The 18157-nt window shown below is 64.4% G+C and carries 15 protein-coding genes; 2 read left to right on the forward strand and 13 right to left on the reverse strand.

The annotated features are described in order from the left end of the window. The first annotated feature begins 354 nt into the window (after positions 1-354). Positions 355-3270 carry a ribonuclease E gene (gene rne, locus FFS30_RS09180; RefSeq protein ID WP_137912847.1) on the forward strand — a complete coding sequence of 972 codons (2916 nt, stop codon included), beginning with the start codon at positions 355-357 and terminating at the stop codon, positions 3268-3270. Between the two features lie 146 nt (positions 3271-3416). Beyond that, on the forward strand, positions 3417-4865 hold the full coding sequence (locus tag FFS30_RS09185) for a S41 family peptidase (RefSeq protein ID WP_137912848.1): 1449 nt from the start codon (positions 3417-3419) through the stop codon (positions 4863-4865). 42 nt (positions 4866-4907) lie between these two features. Here FFS30_RS09185 and FFS30_RS09190 read toward each other — a convergent pair whose 3' ends face one another. The 13 genes from FFS30_RS09190 to mltG all read right to left on the reverse strand — a co-directional run bounded on the left by FFS30_RS09190 (position 4908) and on the right by mltG (position 18096). Further along, on the reverse strand, positions 4908-5561 hold the full coding sequence (locus tag FFS30_RS09190; protein ID WP_137912849.1) for a response regulator transcription factor: 654 nt from the start codon (positions 5559-5561) through the stop codon (positions 4908-4910). 351 nt (positions 5562-5912) lie between these two features. Then, a complete protein-coding gene (aroA, locus tag FFS30_RS09195) occupies positions 5913-7226 on the reverse strand; it encodes a 3-phosphoshikimate 1-carboxyvinyltransferase (RefSeq protein ID WP_137912850.1) in 1314 nt (437 codons plus the stop codon). Next, entirely contained in the window at positions 7226-8356 is a 1131-nt protein-coding gene (pheA, locus tag FFS30_RS09200; protein ID WP_137912851.1) for a prephenate dehydratase, read from the reverse strand. The genes aroA and pheA overlap by 1 nt, the downstream gene beginning before the upstream one ends. A gap of 38 nt (positions 8357-8394) precedes the next feature. Continuing rightward, a complete protein-coding gene (gene serC / locus FFS30_RS09205; protein ID WP_137912852.1) occupies positions 8395-9480 on the reverse strand; it encodes a 3-phosphoserine/phosphohydroxythreonine transaminase in 1086 nt (361 codons plus the stop codon). A 196-nt stretch (positions 9481-9676) separates the two neighbouring features. Further along, positions 9677-10357: an SGNH/GDSL hydrolase family protein gene (locus tag FFS30_RS09210; RefSeq protein WP_137912853.1), complete on the reverse strand. Its 681-nt coding sequence runs from the start codon at positions 10355-10357 to the stop codon at positions 9677-9679. Positions 10358-10361: 4 nt separating this feature from the next. Further along, positions 10362-11159 carry an amidohydrolase gene (locus FFS30_RS09215; RefSeq protein ID WP_137912854.1) on the reverse strand — a complete coding sequence of 266 codons (798 nt, stop codon included), beginning with the start codon at positions 11157-11159 and terminating at the stop codon, positions 10362-10364. A gap of 183 nt (positions 11160-11342) precedes the next feature. Then, positions 11343-12488, reverse strand: a complete 1146-nt coding sequence (locus FFS30_RS09220) for a pyridoxal phosphate-dependent aminotransferase (protein ID WP_137912855.1) — start codon at positions 12486-12488, stop codon at positions 11343-11345. Between the two features lie 142 nt (positions 12489-12630). Continuing rightward, positions 12631-13572: a 2-oxoglutarate and iron-dependent oxygenase domain-containing protein gene (locus FFS30_RS09225; protein ID WP_137912856.1), complete on the reverse strand. Its 942-nt coding sequence runs from the start codon at positions 13570-13572 to the stop codon at positions 12631-12633. An 82-nt stretch (positions 13573-13654) separates the two neighbouring features. Beyond that, a complete protein-coding gene (gene glmM, locus FFS30_RS09230; RefSeq protein ID WP_137912857.1) occupies positions 13655-15010 on the reverse strand; it encodes a phosphoglucosamine mutase in 1356 nt (451 codons plus the stop codon). Positions 15011-15023: 13 nt separating this feature from the next. After that, complete coding sequence (locus FFS30_RS09235; RefSeq protein WP_137912858.1) at positions 15024-15389, reverse strand: PilZ domain-containing protein; 366 nt, start codon at positions 15387-15389, stop codon at positions 15024-15026. Positions 15390-15392: 3 nt separating this feature from the next. Beyond that, entirely contained in the window at positions 15393-16397 is a 1005-nt protein-coding gene (holB, locus tag FFS30_RS09240) for a DNA polymerase III subunit delta' (RefSeq protein ID WP_137912859.1), read from the reverse strand. Next, positions 16394-17050 carry a dTMP kinase gene (tmk, locus tag FFS30_RS09245; RefSeq protein WP_137912860.1) on the reverse strand — a complete coding sequence of 219 codons (657 nt, stop codon included), beginning with the start codon at positions 17048-17050 and terminating at the stop codon, positions 16394-16396. Before tmk ends, holB begins: the two co-directional genes overlap by 4 nt. Beyond that, a complete protein-coding gene (gene mltG, locus FFS30_RS09250) occupies positions 17047-18096 on the reverse strand; it encodes an endolytic transglycosylase MltG (protein WP_137912861.1) in 1050 nt (349 codons plus the stop codon). The genes tmk and mltG overlap by 4 nt, the downstream gene beginning before the upstream one ends. Positions 18097-18157 lie beyond the last annotated feature (61 nt).

Raw genomic sequence — 18157 nt, forward strand, 5'->3', positions numbered from 1 at the left:
GGGACGTACCGCGCGTCCTGGGTCGGCTATGCCGGCCGCAATGATGCACTCGTTCAGCAACGCCCTCGCGCGACAGATGCGGGCCTCCAGTGGAGCCCATCTTGGCGCACGCGGGAATCGTAACCGGTCGAGTCGAGAATTGCCCGAAAGTCTGCACGACGGTCGGGGGTTTTCGGTGATACGAGAAGGGCTATGTTAAACGCCAGGCGCGATTCGAAAACGCGCCGGCACCAAGCGCTCCCGTGGACGCGTACCCAAGCCCACGGTCGACGCGACGCCGTCGCTGCCATCAACAACGTTTGGCGCGCAGGCGTGGCGACGCGAAAGCGGTAGAGCGCGTTAAGGATGTAAAAAATGAAGCGTATGCTGATCAACGCAACTCAGCGTGAAGAGTTGCGTGTGGCTATCGTCGATGGCCAGTCGCTCTACGATCTCGACATCGAGATCCCCTCCAAAGAGCAGAAAAAGGCCAATATCTACAAAGGCCGCATCACCCGGGTCGAACCGTCTCTCGAAGCCTGTTTCATCGAATACGGCGCGGAACGCCACGGTTTCCTGCCGATGAAGGAAATCTCGCGCGAGTATTTCCAGCCCGGCGTCGACCACAACCGCGCGGGCATCCGCGAACTGCTCAAGGAAGGCCAGGAAGTCCTCGTTCAGGTCGAGAAGGAAGAGCGCGGCAACAAGGGTGCGGCGCTGACCACGTTCATCTCGCTTGCCGGCCGCTACCTCGTCCTGATGCCGAACAACCCGCGCGCCGGTGGCGTTTCGCGGCGCATCGAAGGCGACGACCGCGCCAATCTCAAGGAAGAACTCGACAAGCTCAACCTGCCCGAGGAAATGGGCCTGATCATCCGCACCGCCGGCGTCGGCCGCGATGCCGAAGAGCTGCAATGGGATTTGGATTATCTGCTGCAGGTGTGGAAGGCGATTTCCGACGCGGCCGTGAGCCGCCCCGCCCCGTTCCTGATCTACCAGGAATCCAAACTCATCATCCGCGCGCTGCGCGACTACCTGCGCAACGACATCGGCGAAATCCTGATCGACAGCCCCGAGCTGTACAACGACGCGCGCGAGTTCGTCCAGCAGGTGATGCCGAACAATCTGCGCAAGCTCAAGCTGTACCAGGAAACGGTGCCGCTGTTCTCGCGCTACCAGATCGAAACACAGATCGAAAACGCGTTCGAGCGTAACGTGCGCCTGCCGTCCGGCGGCTCGATTGTCGTCGACCAGACCGAAGCCCTGACCGCGATCGACGTGAACTCGTCGAAGGCGACCAAGGGTTCGGACATCGAAGACACCGCGTTCAACACCAATCTCGAAGCCGCGGTCGAAGTCGCGCGCCAGTTGCGCCTGCGCGACGCCGGCGGCCTGATCGTGATCGATTTCATCGACATGGAAAACCCGCGCCATCAGCGCGACGTCGAAGAGAAACTGAAGGACGCCCTGCGCTTCGACCGCGCGCGCGTCCAGGTCGGCCGCATCTCGCGCTTCGGCCTGCTCGAAATGTCGCGCCAGCGTCTGCGCCCGTCGCTCGGCGAGTCCACGCAGACGGTCTGCCCGCGCTGCGAAGGCCACGGCCGTATCCGCGGCGTCGAATCGCTGTCGCTGTCAGTACTGCGTCTCGTCGAAGAACAGGCGATGAAGGAGAAGACCGGCCAGGTGCTCGTGCAGGCGCCGCACTCGATCGCGAACTTCCTGCTCAACGAAAAGCGCAAGAGCCTGTTCGAGATCGAAGCGCGCCACGACGTGCCGATCATCGTGGTCGCCGACGACAAGCTCGAGACTCCGCATTTCGAGATCACCCGCATCAAGGGCAGCGAACTCGGCGGCGACAACAAGCCGAGCTACGAACGCCTGACCCCGGTGGTCTCCGCGCCGCCGCCGCAGGTCGCCAAGCCGGGTGACGAGCCGGAAAAGCCCGCCGTGTCGGGCATCGTGCCGGCCAACCCCGCTCCGGTGAAGCCCGAAGTCGAAGCGCCGCCCGCAGCGGCGCCCGCTCCTGCTGCAGCCGCCCGCGAAAGCAAAGGCCTGTTCGCCCGCATCGCAAGTTGGTTCGCGTCATCACCTGCTCCGGCCGCCGCTCCGGCGGCGGCAGAGCGCAAGCCGAATCAGCAGCGCTCGCGTGACCAGCGCGGCAACGATTCGCGCCCGCAGCGCGGCCGCAACGAATCGCCGCGCGGTCAGCAACAAGGCCAGCAGAATCAGCAACGCGGCCGCAACGAGGGGCGTCGTGACCAGCGCCAGCAGGACGGTCGCCCACGCAACGAAGCGCGTCCGCAACAGAATCAGAACCAGCAGCAGAACCGCAGGCCGGACCGCCCCACTCCGCCGCCGCCTTCGCGCAATGCGCCGTCGGCCCCTGCAGCTTCGACAGCGGCAGTTCCGGCACCGGAGCGCGAAGCGCGCGTTGCCGCCACCGCGGTAGCGGCTCAAGCCATCGATACCTCGATCGAAAAAACGACCCTGCCGGCCGCCGCCGTGGAAACCACGGTTGCGCTGCAAAGGCCCGCTGAGACGGATGTTCAGCAGACCGCAGCCGAAGGCGAAGCCACGCGTTCGCGCCGCCGCGGCCGCCGTGGTGGCCGTCGCCGTCGCCGCAGCGAAGGCGAAACCGCCGCAACGGCCGCCGCTGTCGCCAGCAGCGACATCGTGCTCGACTTCGACGACGAAGACGATACGCCGACCGCCGTTCCGCAGCCCAAACCTGCCGCCGAATCCGCCCCGGCCGCGCCCGCGCGCGATGCCCACGTCGCTGCACCTGCGCCGGTAACGGCGGTGGAAGCGTCCAAGGCAAGTGAGCCCGTGAAGGTCGAGCCGCAACAGGAAGCAGCTCCGGCGCCGGTTCCGGTTCCGCCCCCCGTTCGATCCGTCGAGCAGACTCAGCAGACCCTGCCGATAGATCCTGCCCCGGTCGTAGAGCAGGCCGCTGCGCCGCAGGCGGAAAAAGTCGTGGAAGTCGAGAAGCCCGCGCCCGCCGAACCGGCGCCGGCCCCGGTTCCAGCCGCAGCGCCGGTCAACAATGAGCTGCCTTTCGCCGCCGTCGAAGAAAAGCTCGCTGCGGCGGCACCTGCGCCAACGACACAGCCGATCCAGCAGCGCCTCGACACTATCCTGGCGCCGCCGCCCGTAATGCCGCTGCATATGCATATCGAGCGCGCGCTGGCCGAACTGCGCGACACGCCGGCAAAACCTGCTACTGAACAATCCAAGCCGGCAGAGGCCGGTGAGGATGCAAAACCTGCCGCGGAACCGCCAACCGCTGCCTAAGACGGACCACGAAAACGCCCTGCCCAGCAGGGCGTTTTCATTTGCACACCCAATGCGAGAGTGCAAAACGACCTAATTGGAAGATCGCCTCGCGCCAACGATCTAGAATTGCTGGAATCCCTCTCCTACACCCAGCGGGCGGACGCGTGATTACCAAGCATGGCGCGGTTCCGGTCCTGATCTTGACGCTCGCTTTTCTTGGCATCGCCGAAGCCGGTGTCGCGAAGGCGCCACCGGCCTCGTCCTCCGCCCAAGCACCTAGAGAGCCGTTGCTCGCTCCTGGGCCGATGCGCAGCGATCTTGCCTATCTGCGCGGCAAGATTCTCGAGCAGCACTCCAATCCGTTTTTGTATACGCGCGCCGAAGAGTTCGAACGTCTCTACCGCGATCTGTATCGCGGCCTCGATCGGCCGCTGGACAAGGCGGAGTTCTATCGCCGTGCCGCGCGCCTCGCCGCGTCGTTGAAGGACGGCCATACCCTGGTCGATCTGCGCCTAGATAGCTTCGCCGAGTTCGCCAAGGATCACGGCGTCCTTCCGCTCGAAGCCGTCTTTATCGGCCCGCGCCTTTATGTCGGCGCGAACGCGAGCGGCGACGAACGTCTCAAGGCAGGCACGGAAATTCTCTCGATCAACGGCGTCGACGTCGCGGAAATCGTCGAGGCCTATCGCGGCCTGATCAACGACGTGCATCCCATCTACGACGTGTATGCCCGACTGTTCCGCGAGATGTTCTGGCTGCGCTACGGTGCTGCGCCGCGTTTCTCGATCGGATATCGAAGCGCGGACGGCAGCACCGGGGGCGCGGACGTTCCCGCACATGTATTCGCGGAAAACGAATTTCACAGCTACCTGCCGCCGGGAAGTGCCTATTTCTTCAAAATGCTGCCGGACGGCAACGCAGGTTTGCTGACCATCAACAGCTTTGCCCCGTCCGCAGACTTCGATGCATTTCTCGAACAGACTTTTGCCGCTCTGAGCGCGCAGCACACTCCCGCACTGATCATCGACATGCGCAGAAACGGCGGTGGCTCCGGACGGCTCGCGCAGCAGGTCGTCAGCTATCTGACCGACCAACCGTACAAATTGATCGGCGCGTTCTACGTCAAGGTGACCGACGATCTCAAGGCGCTGTACACGAAGGGCACGACGCACACCGACGAGGACACTCGCAAAATCGTCATGGCCAATCCCGCCGGAACGCTCATCGACGGGCTCAAAGGCACCGGTCCCGTCGTCGTCACGCCGCCGCATCGCGATCATGTGTATCGCGGCAAGGTCTACCTGCTGACCGCAAACAACACCTTCTCGGCGGCGGCGATGTTCGCGGCCTACGTCAAGTGCAATGGCCTCGGCAAAGTCGTCGGCGAAGAACCGGGGCAGGCAACCAATTTTGTCGCCGACGCCGTGCCGTTCACGATGCCCAACTCGGGGCTGAGTTTCGAGGTTTCCTTTTCGGAAATTCACATGGCCTGCGAGCAAAGCTACTACCACGGCATCCAGCCGGACTACCCGTTCGCCGCATCACGCGAAAGCATCTCGACCGGTGAAGATGCAGTGCTCGACTACACGCTGAAGTTGATCGGCAAGCGCTAACTCGGCAAGCGCGCGAATGCCGCGCGCTTGCGACGACGTGCGTCAGAACGCGCTACGCGCCGGCCGGTCCATCAGGCCATGCGCCGTCGCCAAGTGCGCCAATGTCACCACATTGTCGATCGCGAGCTTGTCGAACAGGCGGTATTTGTAGGTCGCCACAGTCTTCTCGCTGAGCTTCAAGCGATCGCCGATCTGCTTCGCGGCCATGCCCTGCGCCAGCATCATGGCGACTTCGAGCTCGCGCGTGGAAAGCTCGTCGAACGGCGATTTGCCGCTGCCGAACGCATTGCCCAACGCAAGTTGTTGAGCCACGTCGGCGCTGAGATAGCGGCGTCCGTCCGCAACCTGCCGAATCGCCTTGATCAGCTCGTCGGCAGGACACCCTTTGGTCAGATAACCGCTCGCACCCGCTTCGAGCAGGCGTCGGGGAAACGGCGCGTCGCTCGCCATCGTCAGGATGACGATGCGTGTGGAGAGCTTGCTGCGCCGCACGCGTTCGGTCACTTCGATGCCGTTGACGTTCGGCATATGCAGATCGACGAGGGCGAGATCGGGTTTGAATTTGCGAATCTGCTGCAGGCCGACGTCGCCGTCCTCGGCTTCGCCGACCACTTCCATGTCGGGTTGTTTCTCCAGAATCAAGCGCACGCCCATCCGCACCAAAGCGTGGTCGTCCATCATTACGATACGGATCATGCGCCCCTTCCCCCGCTAGCCCGACTACCAAGGTACTTCCGTCCACCCCATTTTACATACAAGATTCTTTTTTACAAATCGTCTTAAGGCACGGATTTAGCGCACGCTTTTCGTCGATTTGCCTAAGTTGCGTTGAATTCTGGCACGTTCCAGCCCAGGCAGATCGGAATCGGTCGGCATTTCCCGCTAAATGCCGATATAAGCGGCTTCCTGCCGAGATGAAACAAGGCAATGGTCAGATCATCACAAGACCGCTACTTTGGCGGTGCGATCGCTGAATAGCACGCCGTGGCAATCCAATGGCGATGCAGGCGAGCTGCCGAGCGGCCCTCGCCTCTTTTCGCTTGTCGCTCAGACCAGCGCAAATCCGCAGTCGTTGGCCAGATTGAAGAACCCAGGGAACGAAGTCGCCACGTTGGCGCAATCGAGCACGCCGACCGCGCCCTTGGCGACGAGACCGGCGACGCAGAAGCTCATTGCGCAGCGGTGATCGCCGGCACTGTCGGCCTCGCCGGCCTGCAGCGTGCCGCCCGTGATGATTGCGCCGTCCGGCGTTTCCTCGATGCGCGCACCGAGCGCGCGCAGCCCCTTGGCCATCACCGCGATGCGGTCCGACTCCTTGACGCGCAGTTCGGCGGCGCCGATCACGCGCGTCGTGCCTTCGGCCACGGCCGCGGCGACGAACAATGCGGGAAACTCGTCGATCATGTCGGGCACGAGTTCGACCGGCACGTCGATGCCGTGCAAGGGCGCATGGCGAACGGTCAGGTCGGCGATCGCTTCGCCGCCCGCTGCACGCACATTGGTCTCGCGAATATCGGCGCCCATTAGGCGCAGCGCCTGCAGCAGGCCGGTGCGCCGCGGATTCATGCCGACGTCGCGCAGCGTCAATTCCGAACCCGGCACGATGCTCGCCGCGACGAGAAAGAACGCGGCCGAGGAAAAGTCTGCCGGCACAGTGACATCGGTCGCGCGCAATCGATGGCCGCCGCTCAACTTAGCATGGCCTTCCGAGAATTCGATCGGATAGCCGAACGCGTGCAGCATGCGTTCTGTGTAGTCGCGCGTCGGATGCGGCTCGTGCACCTGAGTTTCGCCGCGCGCGTACAGTCCGGCGAGCAGCAAGGCCGACTTCACCTGCGCACTCGCAACAGGCAATGCGTAGTCGATCCCCTTCAAGGGTTGACCGCCGGAAACGCGCAGCGGCGGCAGACCGCCTTCGTTCGCCTCGATCTTCGCCCCCATCTTCGCGAGCGGATCGATCACGCGGCGCATCGGCCGTCTCGACAGCGATTCGTCGCCGATCAGGACTGTGTCGAAGGATTGTCCTGCGAGCAAGCCAGCGAGCAGGCGCATGCCGGTCCCGGCATTACCGCAATCGATCGCCTCAGCCGGCGGCTTCAATCCATCGATACCGACACCGTGGACGATGCGCTCGCTCGCGTTCGGGGTGTCGATGCGCACGCCCATCTGAGCGAATGCGCGTGCGGTCGCGCGCGTGTCCTCGCCTTCGAGGAAACCCGTGATGCGCGAGACGCCGTCGGCAAGCGAAGCGAACATCACCGCGCGATGCGAAATCGATTTGTCGCCAGGCACGCGGATTTCGCCGCGCAGTGCGGCGGCTGGCGAACTGGTCCAATTCACCGGCTTTGCTGTCTGCGTCATCAAAGCACCGCCACCGGATACGAGCCGAGAACTTTGATCTGCGCCGCGTGCTTCTCGAGTTCGGCAAGCGCGGATTTCATCGGCGCGTCTTCGATATGGCCGGCGAGATCGATGAAGAACGCGTATTCCCACTTCGCATGATGCGAGGGACGCGATTCGATGCGGCTCATCGATACGCCGTGGCGCGCGAACGGGCTCAGCACGTTGAATAGCGCACCGGGTTGGTCCTTGATCGACACGAGCACCGAGGTGCGGTCGTGGCCGCTCGACGGGAAAAACTGGCGGCCGAGCACGAGGAAGCGCGTGGTGTTGTCGTCACGGTCCTGGATCGGGCTGACGACAACCTTCTTCAATCCGTAGACGTGCCCCGCCGCCTCGCCCGCGATCGCCGCGGCATCATCGGCATTGCGCGCGCGGCGCGCGGCCTCGGCGTTGCTCGACACCGGAATCTTCTCGGCCTTCGGCAGATTCGCACGCAGCCACGCCTTGGTTTGCGCGAACGACTGCGGATGCGAGTAGACGCGTTCGATGTCTTCGATATGCCCCGAGCGCGACAGCAGGAACTGACGCACGCGCAGCTCCACTTCGCCGCAAATTTTCAGGTTCGAAGTCAGGAACATGTCGAGCGTGACTTGGATCGTGCCCTGCCCCGAGTTCTCGACCGGCACGACGCCGAAATCGGCGTGGCCCGCCTCGACTTCCTGGAACACTTCCTCGATGCTCGCGAGCGGCAGGCCGTGCGCCGAGCCGCCGAAATGCTTGCGCATCGCCTGCTCGCTGAACGTGCCTTCGGGACCGAGATAGCCGATCTTGAGCGGCTCCTGCTGGGCAAGACAGGCCGACATGACTTCGCGGAACACGTGCACGAGCACTTCGTCGGCGAGCGGCCCGTGATTGCGGTCGACGACCATGCGCAGCACCTGCGCCTCGCGCTCGGGCCGGTAGTAGTCGACCGCCGCGGCGAGCTTGCCCTTGGCCTTGCCGACCTGCTGCGCCCAGCCGGCGCGCTCGGCGATCAGCTCCTGAATCTGCCGGTCGATGCCGTCGATGCGCGATCGCACGTCGGCGAGATCGAGCGGCGGCGATTTCGCCGCGGCGGCCTTCGGTTTGGATGTTTTCTTGGCGGGCATAAGTCTTTCTACTCCATCGTCATTCGAGTGCCGACACGTCAGCCGTGGCGCCGCGCAAAGTCGCGCATGAAATCGGCCAGCGCGTGCACGGCTTCGAGCGTCACCGCGTTGTAGAGCGAGGCGCGCATGCCGCCGACGGCCTTGTGGCCCTTGAGTGCAAGCAAGCCGGCGGCTTCGGACTCTTTGAGGAACGGCGCGTTCAGTTCCTCGTCGGCGAGGGTGAACGGCACGTTCATCCACGAACGCGAGCCCTTCTCCACCGGATTGCGATAGAAGCCGCCCGAGCTGTCGATGCACGCATAGAGGTGCGCGGCCTTGGCGCGGTTGCGTTCGCCGATCGCGACCAGCCCGCCCTCGCGCAACAGCCACTTGAACACCAGGCTTGCGAGATACCAGCCGAACGTGTTCGGCGTATTGAGCATTGAATCCTGTGCGGCATGCTCGGCGTAGTTGAAGATCTTCGGCATGTCCTTGGGACAGCGCTCGAGCAAGTCTTCGCGCACGATCATGACGACAAGGCCGGAAGCGCCGATGTTCTTCTGCGCGCCGGCATAGATCAGGCCGAACTTGCGCACGTCGAGCGGGCGCGAAAGGATGTCCGAGGACATGTCGGCGATCAGCGGCAGCGCGCCGACATCGGGTACGTGCTGGAACTCGACGCCGTGGATCGTCTCGTTCGGCGTGTAGTGCACGTAGGCAGCGTCCTCGTGCAGCGCCCAGGTGTCGCGCGCGGGAATCGCGGTGTGATGGCTGGCTTCGCTGTTCGCGGCGATGCGCACATCGGCTAGCGACTTCGCTTCGCGCACCGCTTTCTCGCCCCAGTGGCCGGTGACGACGTAGTCGGCAATCTGGTCGCGGCGCGCGAAGTTCATCGGGATCTGGGCGAAATGCTGTGTCGCGCCGCCCTGCAGGAACAGGACTTTGTAATTGTCGGGAATGTCGAGCAGATAGCGCAGATCGCGCTCGGACTCGGCCGCCAGTTCGGCGAACAATTTGCCGCGATGGCTGATCTCCATCACCGACGCGCGCGCCTGCCCCCATTCGAGCAGTTCGGCTTGCGCCTGGCGCAACACGGCTTCCGGCACCGCGGCAGGGCCGGCGGCGAAATTGTATCCACGACTCATGGGGACTCCCGGCTGGAATCTGCCATTATCATGCTGCGGCGCGGCAGTGGCAATCGATTGAGACCGTATCGGGTTTGCACTCTGCACTCGTCATGAGGCACCGCATCGCGAATGGCTGCGCGGCAATCGCGCGGCGATGCGACAGAGCCTGCCGCGCGCTTGATCGGCAGGCGAATGGACGTCTAAATCCGCCGTGTCACGGTAGATAAGGTGCGATGATTCCTCGCCACAAATCGTAGCCAGCGCGGTTCATGTGCAGGCGGTCTTCGATGAACAGGTCTTCGCGCGGCTGGCCTTTCGCATCGAGCATCTTGCTCGCGACGTCGATGTAAAGCAGATGCGGATGCGCTGCGGCGTAGGCGCGAATCTTCTCGTTCGCCTCGCGCATCACCGGTAGCAATTTGACGCGTGAAGGACTCGGCTTGATCGAAATGAAGGCGATCGGCACGGCCGGCAGTTCTTTGCGCACGCGCGTGACGAAAGCGACGTAGTCGTCCAGCACTTGCTGCGCCGTGTGGCCGTCGTTGATGTCGTTGTCGCCCGCGTAAAGCAGAACCATTGCCGGCTTGTACGGCACGACGACGCGGCCGGCGTAGTAAGTCGAATCGGCAATACGGGAACCGCCGAAACCGCGGTTGAGCACGCGCTTGGCGGGGAAATCGGCGGCGACGTCCTGCCACTTCTGGATCGACGACGAGCCGATGAACACGATCGTGCCGGCCTTGGGCGGCTGCGCGCGGTCGCTCTCCTCGAACTTGCGAATGTCCGGCTCCCAGATCGCCGAACCGGTTTGCAGTTGCGCGGCCGCGAACGGGCTTGCCAGCGCCAGAGCGAACAAGGCGAGCATCGCGGCGAAGCGCGTCATGGTGTTGTTCATCGCATCACACCTTCAGATCGAAGTCGTCCGCGTCCATCCAGGCGGGAAAACGCTCGCGGTGCGCGGCGAGCGCATCGGCAGCGAGCGTCACCGTCACGGTCTGCTCCTGCGCGCCGAGTTCGACCAGCGGAGCGCCGACGAAATCGAGCGCGGCGCTGTCGCCGGAATAATGCAGATTGTTGCCGTCGACGCCGACGCGGTTGACGCCGACGACGTAGGAAAGATTCTCGATCGCGCGCGCGCGCAGCAAGGTGCGCCACGGCTCGCGCCGCGGCGTCGGCCAGTTGGCGACGAAGATCAGCAGGTCGTAATCGAAGCGCAGCGCCGCCTTGTCGTAGCGGTTGCGCAGCCAGACCGGAAAGCGCAGGTCGTAGCAGACCTGCGGGCAGATGCGCCAGCCGTTCAATTCGACGATCAAGCGTTTATCGCCGCCGGCATAGCGCTCGTGCTCCTTCGCCATGCGGAACAAATGCCGCTTGTCGTAGAGCTCGAACGCCCCGTCTGGCCGCATCCAGACGAGGCGGTTCACGCAGCGCTCGCCTTCGCGAATGACCATGCTGCCGGTGATCACGCTGCCGACTTCCTGCGCGAGCGATTTGAACCAGGCGAAACTCTCGCCCTGCATCGTCTCGGCCTGGTGCAAGGTCTCGTTGGTGAAGCCGCTCGTGAACGTCTCGGGCAACACAATGAGATCGCTCTGCCCCTGCAACGAGCGCACGAGCGCGCCATAGTACTCGCGGTTCGCCGCAGCATCGTGCCAGCGCGTGACGGCTTGGACTAAAGAAATTTTCAGTGACTTCATCGGGAGTTTCTTTTGATCGTCATTCCAGCGAAAGCTGGAATCCAGCCCTTGCGGCCGAAGTATGAAAAGAAAAAGCTGGATCACACGCGACGATCATGCCGCGCGCCATGCAGGCCATTCCCTGCGCAAATATTCGCTCCGGCATTCCTGCCTGTGCAGCCTGGCTTTCGCCGCAATGACGACTTAGAGCTTGCACAGCCTTTCCGCCGCGGCCACCAATGTTTCGTCGCTCTTAGCGAAGCAGAAACGCACCAGGCGTGTATCGGGCGGCGTCTCGTAGAACGCCGACACCGGAATCGCAGCCACGCCCGCGTTGTGGATCAGCCACTCGCAGAAGTTCAAATCGTCCTTGTCGCTGATTGCCGAATAGTCGACCACCTGGAAGTACGCGCCGCGTACCGGCAGCAGTTTGAACTTCGAGCCGGCGATCAGCTCGCGAAAGCGGTCGCGCTTAGCCTGATAAAACGCCGGCAGGTCGAGATAGTGCTGCGGATCGGTTTCGAGCACTTCGGCGAACGCCCACTGCGCCGGCGTGAAGGTCGAGAAGGTCAGGTATTGGTGCACCTTACGGAATTCTGCGCTGAGCGGCTGCGGTGCGATGCAGTAGCCGACCTTCCAGCCAGTGCAGTGGTAGGTCTTGCCGAACGAAGAAACGACAAAGCTGCGCGCAGCGAGTTCGGCATGGCGCAGCACACTCTGGTGCAACTCTCCGTCGAAGACGATGTGTTCGTAGACTTCGTCGGAAAGAACCAGGATATTCGTGTCGCGCACGATGGCGGCGAGCGCATCGAGATCGGCCGACGACAGCACGGCGCCGGTCGGATTGTGCGGCGAATTGATCATGATCAGTCGCGTCTTCGGCGTGATCGCGTCCTTGACCCGCTGCCAGTCGACCGAAAAATCGGGCAGGCTTAGCGGCACGTGTACGGCACGGCCGCCGGCAAGCTCGATCGCGGGTTCGTAGCTGTCGTAGCACGGATCGAGCACGATCACTTCGTCGCCCGGATGCACGACCGCGGCGATCGCCGCGAACAGCGCTTCGGTCGCGCCGCTGGTCACCGTCACTTCGGTGTCGGCATTGACCTTGGCGCCGTAGAGCCGCTCGGTCTTCAGCGCGATTTGCTGGCGCAGGGCCGGCACGCCGGTCATCGGCGAGTACTGATTCTTGTGCGAGTTCATCGCCGCGGCGAGCGCATCGCGCAGCGACTGTGGGCCGTCGAAATCGGGAAAACCCTGACCGAGATTGACCGCCTGATGCTGAACCGCGAGCTGTGACATCACGGTGAAGATGGTGGTGCCGACTTTGGGCAGTTTGCTTTCGATTTGCATGTTTTTCGGCTTGGAGTGGAACGGCACTTCTCCTTCCCCTTCAAGGGGAAGGCCGGGATAGGGATGGTGTGGGCACAACGTGACGCCGAGATTAACACCATCCCCACCCAACCCTCCCCTTGAAGGGGAGGGCTTAAAGGCATCACTTGATCAACTTGATCTCGCGCAACCGCTGCTGCAGGTATTCATGCGAGGTGATCGACGTGTCGTAGCGGCGCGGGTTGTCGGCGGTGATCGTCTGCGCCAGCGGATCCAGCACGACGTCGGGATTCGGATGCAGGAAGAACGGCACCGAGTAGCGCGGCTGACGCGCCTTTTCGCCCGGCGGATTGATCACGCGATGCGTCGTCGACGGATAAACGTGATTGGTCAAGCGTTGCAGCATGTCGCCGATGTTGACCACGATCGTGTCGCCCTGCGTGGTGATCGGCAGCCATTCGCCGTTGCGCTGCAGAAGCTGCAGTCCTTCCGCACTCGCGCCGACGAGCAAGGTGATGAAATTGATGTCTTCGTGCGCACCGGCGCGGACGTTCGGGATTTCCTCCTGCGTGATCGGCGGATAATGAATCGGCCGCAGGATAGAGTTGCCGAAATTGGTCTTGTCGTCGAAATAGTTTTCCGGCAGATCGATATGCAGAGCCAGCGCGCGCAGCACCCGCGTGCCGAGCGCATCGAGCGCGCTGTAGAGACCGTAGCCGTACTCTTTGAAGCCCGCCACTTCGCTCGGCCACAGATTCGGCGCCATGTAGTCGGCGTACTTCGATCCCGCCGGCAGCTCACGGCCGACGTGCCAGAACTCCTTGAGGTCGAAGTACTTCGAGTCCTTGGCCGTCTCGATGCCGAACGGCGTATAGCCGCGCGCACCGCCGGTGCCGGGCACGTGGTACTTCATCTTCACTTCGTTCGGCAGGGCGAAGAACTGCTGGAACACGTCGTAGGACTTGTCGATCAGTTCCTGCGCAATGCCGTGCCCGGAAATGCCGCAGAAACCGTATTCGCGATAAGCCGCGCCGAGTTCGGCGACGAAGGCCACGCGATCTGTTTCGTAGCGGCGGATATCGAGGGTGGGAACTTGATTAGCCATACGTGTGATCCGACCAGATGTTCTTTGAATAATGCGGCCCGGGATCGCCGCGTTTCGATTCCGGCCAGCGCCGGATGCTTGCTCAGGAAGCCGTGCTCGCCGATTTTACGGCGTCGGCCAAGCCTTGCGCCAATCGCCGCACTTCATCCGCGTTCTCGCCTTCGACGGTCACGCGCACGAGCGGCTCGGTGCCCGAAGGCCGCAGCACCACGCGGCCGCGGCCGTGCAGGACCCGCTCGACCTCGGCGCAGGCTTGCTGCACCTCGGGGTGCGCGACGAGCGCCGCGCCGCCGGCCGCGCGCACATTGAGCAGCACCTGCGGAAAGCGGTGCAGCTCGGCGCGGATATCGGCCAGGGTCGTATTCATGCGCTGCAACGCGTCGAGCACGAACAACGCGTTGAGAATGCCGTCCCCCGTGCCGCTGCGATCAAGTTGCAGAACATGGCCGGAGGCTTCGCCACCGAGCACGCCGCCATGCTCGCGCAGCATCTGCAGCACGTAGCGGTCGCCGACGTTGGCGCGCAGGAACGGCGCGCCGAGTTTGCGCAGCGCGAGCTCGACGCCGTAGTTGGTCATCAGTGTGCCGACCACCGGGCCGCGCAATTGGCCTTGCGCGATCAAATCCTTGGCGAGCAAATAGACGATGTCGTCGCCGTCGATCACGCCGCCCTGCGCATCGATCATGAGCACGCGGTCGCCGTCGCCGTCGAAGGCGATACCGAGATCGGCGCGGTGGTCGCGCACCGTGCGTTCGAGCGCTTCGAGATGGGTCGAGCCGCAACCGTCGTTGATATTGAATCCGTCCGGGCGTACGCCGATCGTCGCCACGTCGGCGCCGAGATCGGCGAACAGGCGCGGCGCGACGTGATACGTGGCGCCGTGCGCACAGTCGAGCACGATGCGCTTGCCGTACAGCGACAGGCCCGGCACGCTCGCCGCGCAGTAGTCGAGATAGCGCGCCGGCGCATTGTCGACGCGCACCGCCTTGCCGAGCTGTTCCGACGGCAAGGTGCCGAGCGGCAGGCGCAGCGCCTCTTCGATCGCAAGCTCGACTTCGTCGGACAGCTTTTCGCCGGCCGCGTTGAAGAACTTGATGCCGTTGTCGTAGTACGGATTGTGCGAGGCGCTGATCACCAAGCCCGCGCTCGCACCGAGCTCGCGCACGAGCCAAGCCACGGCCGGCGTCGACATCGGCCCGAGCATTTGTACGTTGGTGCCGGCGGAGACGAGCCCGGCTTCGAGCGCCGACTCGAACATATAGCCGGACACGCGCGTATCCTTGCCGATCACGACTGCGGGGCGGCGATCTTTCGCCGCGTGGCCGGCATTGAGCACATGGCCGAGCGCCTGTCCCAGACGCAGCATGAATTCGGCGGTGATCGGCGCTTCGCCGACGCGGCCGCGGATGCCGTCCGTGCCGAAATAGTCCTTTTTCATGAGGCCGTACCGATCACATCGTGTTCGTCGGTTTTTCCGAGCCCTGCGTCTCGGCGAGCATGGCCTCAATCTTGACGCGCGCCGATTCGCTCTCCTGCGAATCGTTGAACTGCACGCCGATGCCGGCGACGCGGTTGCCCTGCGCGCCCGGCGGCGTGATCCAGACGACCTTGCCGGCGATCGGCATGCGTTCGGCCTCGGCCATGAGCGAAAGCAGGATGAATACATCGTCGCCAAGACCGTAGCGCTTCGCCGTCGGCACGAAAATGCCGCCGCCGCGCACAAACGGCATGTAGGCGTTGTAGAGCGCGTTCTTGTCCTTGATCGACAGGGACAAAATGCCCTGCAGCGGTGCGCCGGTGCCGGAACCTGCAACCATGTGTCAACTCCCTCGCTGTGCGTTGCGGTTCGTCGCGGCGGCCGCCGTCCACGTGCCGAGCAGCTCAAGCATCGCCAGCTCCGGTCGTATCGGCCCGCGCAGCAAGTCGCGTGTGCGGTTGGCGCGGTCGAACCAAGCCGAAAGATTGACCAAATCGATTGTCTGGGTCAAGGCGAGCGGCCCGCCGGCGCTGAGCGCCTGTCCACCCTGCGCCTGCGCCCTGCCCTGCTGCTGCACGAGCGACGCGGCGAAACGCAGGCGTAGATCTGCCTCGTCGCGCGCCCAGCGCTGGGCGACGTCGAACGCCGCGGCGACGCCGGCATTCAATTCGCGCAGATCCTTGGCCGTCTCACTGCGCAGCTTCATCGCATCGCCGCGCGCCCAGATCAGCGCCAGACCGGGGTTGCCGTCGCTCGCGTTGAGCGCGTCCGCCGCCTGCTTGCCGCCGACGTCGTGCGCGGCCAGCCATTGCTGGGCGAGCCTGGCTTCGGGCACGCGGAATTCGATGCGCTGGCAGCGGCTGCGGATGGTCGCGGAAAGACGCGAAGGCGCGTCGGCGACGAGCACGATGATGGTATTCGGCGTCGGCTCTTCGAGGGTCTTCAACAGCGCGTTGCTCGCCGCGTGATTCATGGCGTCGGCCGGATCGATCAGGGCGAGCTGGGCGCCGCCGAATTGCGCAGTCAGGGACAGGCGTTCACTGAGGCCGCGCATCTGATCGACGGTCAGCTCGGTACGCGACTTGCCGTCGTCGCGCAGTTCCAAGTTCACCTGGACCAGGTCGGGGTGCGTCCCCGCTGCGACGAGCTTGCACGCGCGGCAGGCGCCGCAGGCATGGCCGTCGTCGCGCGGCGTCTGGCACAACATCGCCGATGCGAACGCGGCGGCAAAATCGCGCTTGCCGAGCCCGGCCGGCCCGGCAAGTAGGATCGCGTGCGGCAGCGCGCCGCGACGGCGGCGCTCGCTGAGATTGCTCCACGCCTCGGCGTTCCACGGCGCAAGCGTCACTGCTTTTCTCCGGTCGCGTTCGCGCGCACGAAATCGGTCACTGCGGCGCGCACCTGTTCGAGCACGGCGTCGAGCGGCTGGCCCGCATCGATGACGCGAAAACGCTGCGGCTGCGCGGCGGCACGCTCGCGATACGCGGCGCGCACGCGTTCGAAGAAATCGTGTGCCTCGAGTTCGATGCGGTCGGCCGGGCCGCGGCCGCGCACGCGCGCGAGGCCGACGCCGACCGGCAGGTCGAGCAGCAGGGTCAGGTCCGGCTGCAAGCCCATCGTGACCCAGTGTTCGAGTTCGGCGATGCGCTCGACCGGCTGGCCGCGGCCGCCGCCCTGATAGGCATAGCTCGCATCGACGTAGCGGTCGCTGAGAACCCAGCGTCCGGCGGCGAGCGCCGGAGCGATCGTCTCACGCACGTGCTGGGCGCGCGCGCCGAACATCAGCAGCAGCTCGGTTTCCGGCGCGATGCCGCCGTGCAGGGCCGGATCGAGCAGGACGCCGCGGATCGCCTCGCCCGCCGGAGTGCCGCCGGGCTCGCGCGTGACGGCGACGTCGAGCCCGTGTGCGTCGAGCAGCTCGCGCACCGCGTTGAGCACCGTACTCTTGCCGGCGCCTTCGCCGCCTTCGAGCGTGATGAACTTGCCCGGCGCCGCGCTCATTGCTTGTGCAACTGGTATTTGGCCACGGCGCGATTATGCGCCTCGAGCGTGGCGGAAAACTCGTGGCTGCCGTTGCCGCGCGCGACGAAATACAGGGCTTCGGTTTCCGCGGGGTGGATCGCCGCGGCGAGCGCGGCCTTGCCCGGCAGCGCGATCGGCGTCGGCGGCAGGCCGCTGCGCGTGTAGGTGTTGTACGGCGTGTCGGTGTCGAGGTCGCGGCGGCGGATATTGCCATCGTAGTTCGTGCCCATGCCGTAGATGACGGTCGGGTCGGTCTGCAGCTTCATGCCGAGCTTGAGCCGCGAGAGGAACACGCGCGCGATCTGCGGGCGTTCGTCGGCACGGCCGGTCTCCTTCTCGACGATCGAGGCCAGCGTCAGTGCCTCGTACGGCGACTTCAGCGGTGTGTCGGCCGCGTGCTCGGCCCAGAGTTTGTCGAGCGTCTTCTTCATCGCCTCGCGCGCACGGCGCAGGATGTCGAAATCGCCCATGCCCTTGACGTAGCTGTACGTCTCGGGAAGGAACGCGCCCTCGGGCGGCAGATCGGCGTCGCCGAGGCGGCGCATCAGCGCAGCGTCATCGACGCCGGTCAAGGTCTGCTGCAGCGTCGAATCCTGCGCCAATGCCGCGCGCAGTTGTGCGTAGGTCCAGCCTTCGACAATGGTGAAACGATGCTGGATCACCTCGCCCGCCGCCATCTTCTTCAGCAAGGCGCGCGGGGTCATGCCCGCATCGAGCGCGTACTCGCCCGCGTGCAGCTTCCCGGCGACGTCGAGTTCGCGCGCGAGCAGACGCCAGAAATACGCATTGCCCGGCTGCAGGCCGCGCTCTTCGAGCAAGCCGACGATGCCGGGCAGATGCGTGCCGATCGGTACGTCGACTTGCGTGGCCTGAACCAGACCGGCGATCGGCGCATCGGCGAAACGCTTGTACTGCAGATACAGATAGCCGGCCAATGCCAGCGCGCCGAGCAGGAAAATCGCGACCACATTGACCAGCACGCGCTTGAAGCTGAAACCTTTGCGCTTATCCGAAGTTGACTTCATCCGGCTCTCTTTCGACATCCAAAGGCAGCGCCGTCCGGGGACTCCCCGCAGACGGCGCTCA

Source organism: Rudaea sp. 3F27F6, assembly GCF_005503555.1.
Classification (GTDB): Bacteria; Pseudomonadota; Gammaproteobacteria; order Xanthomonadales; family Rhodanobacteraceae; genus Rudaea.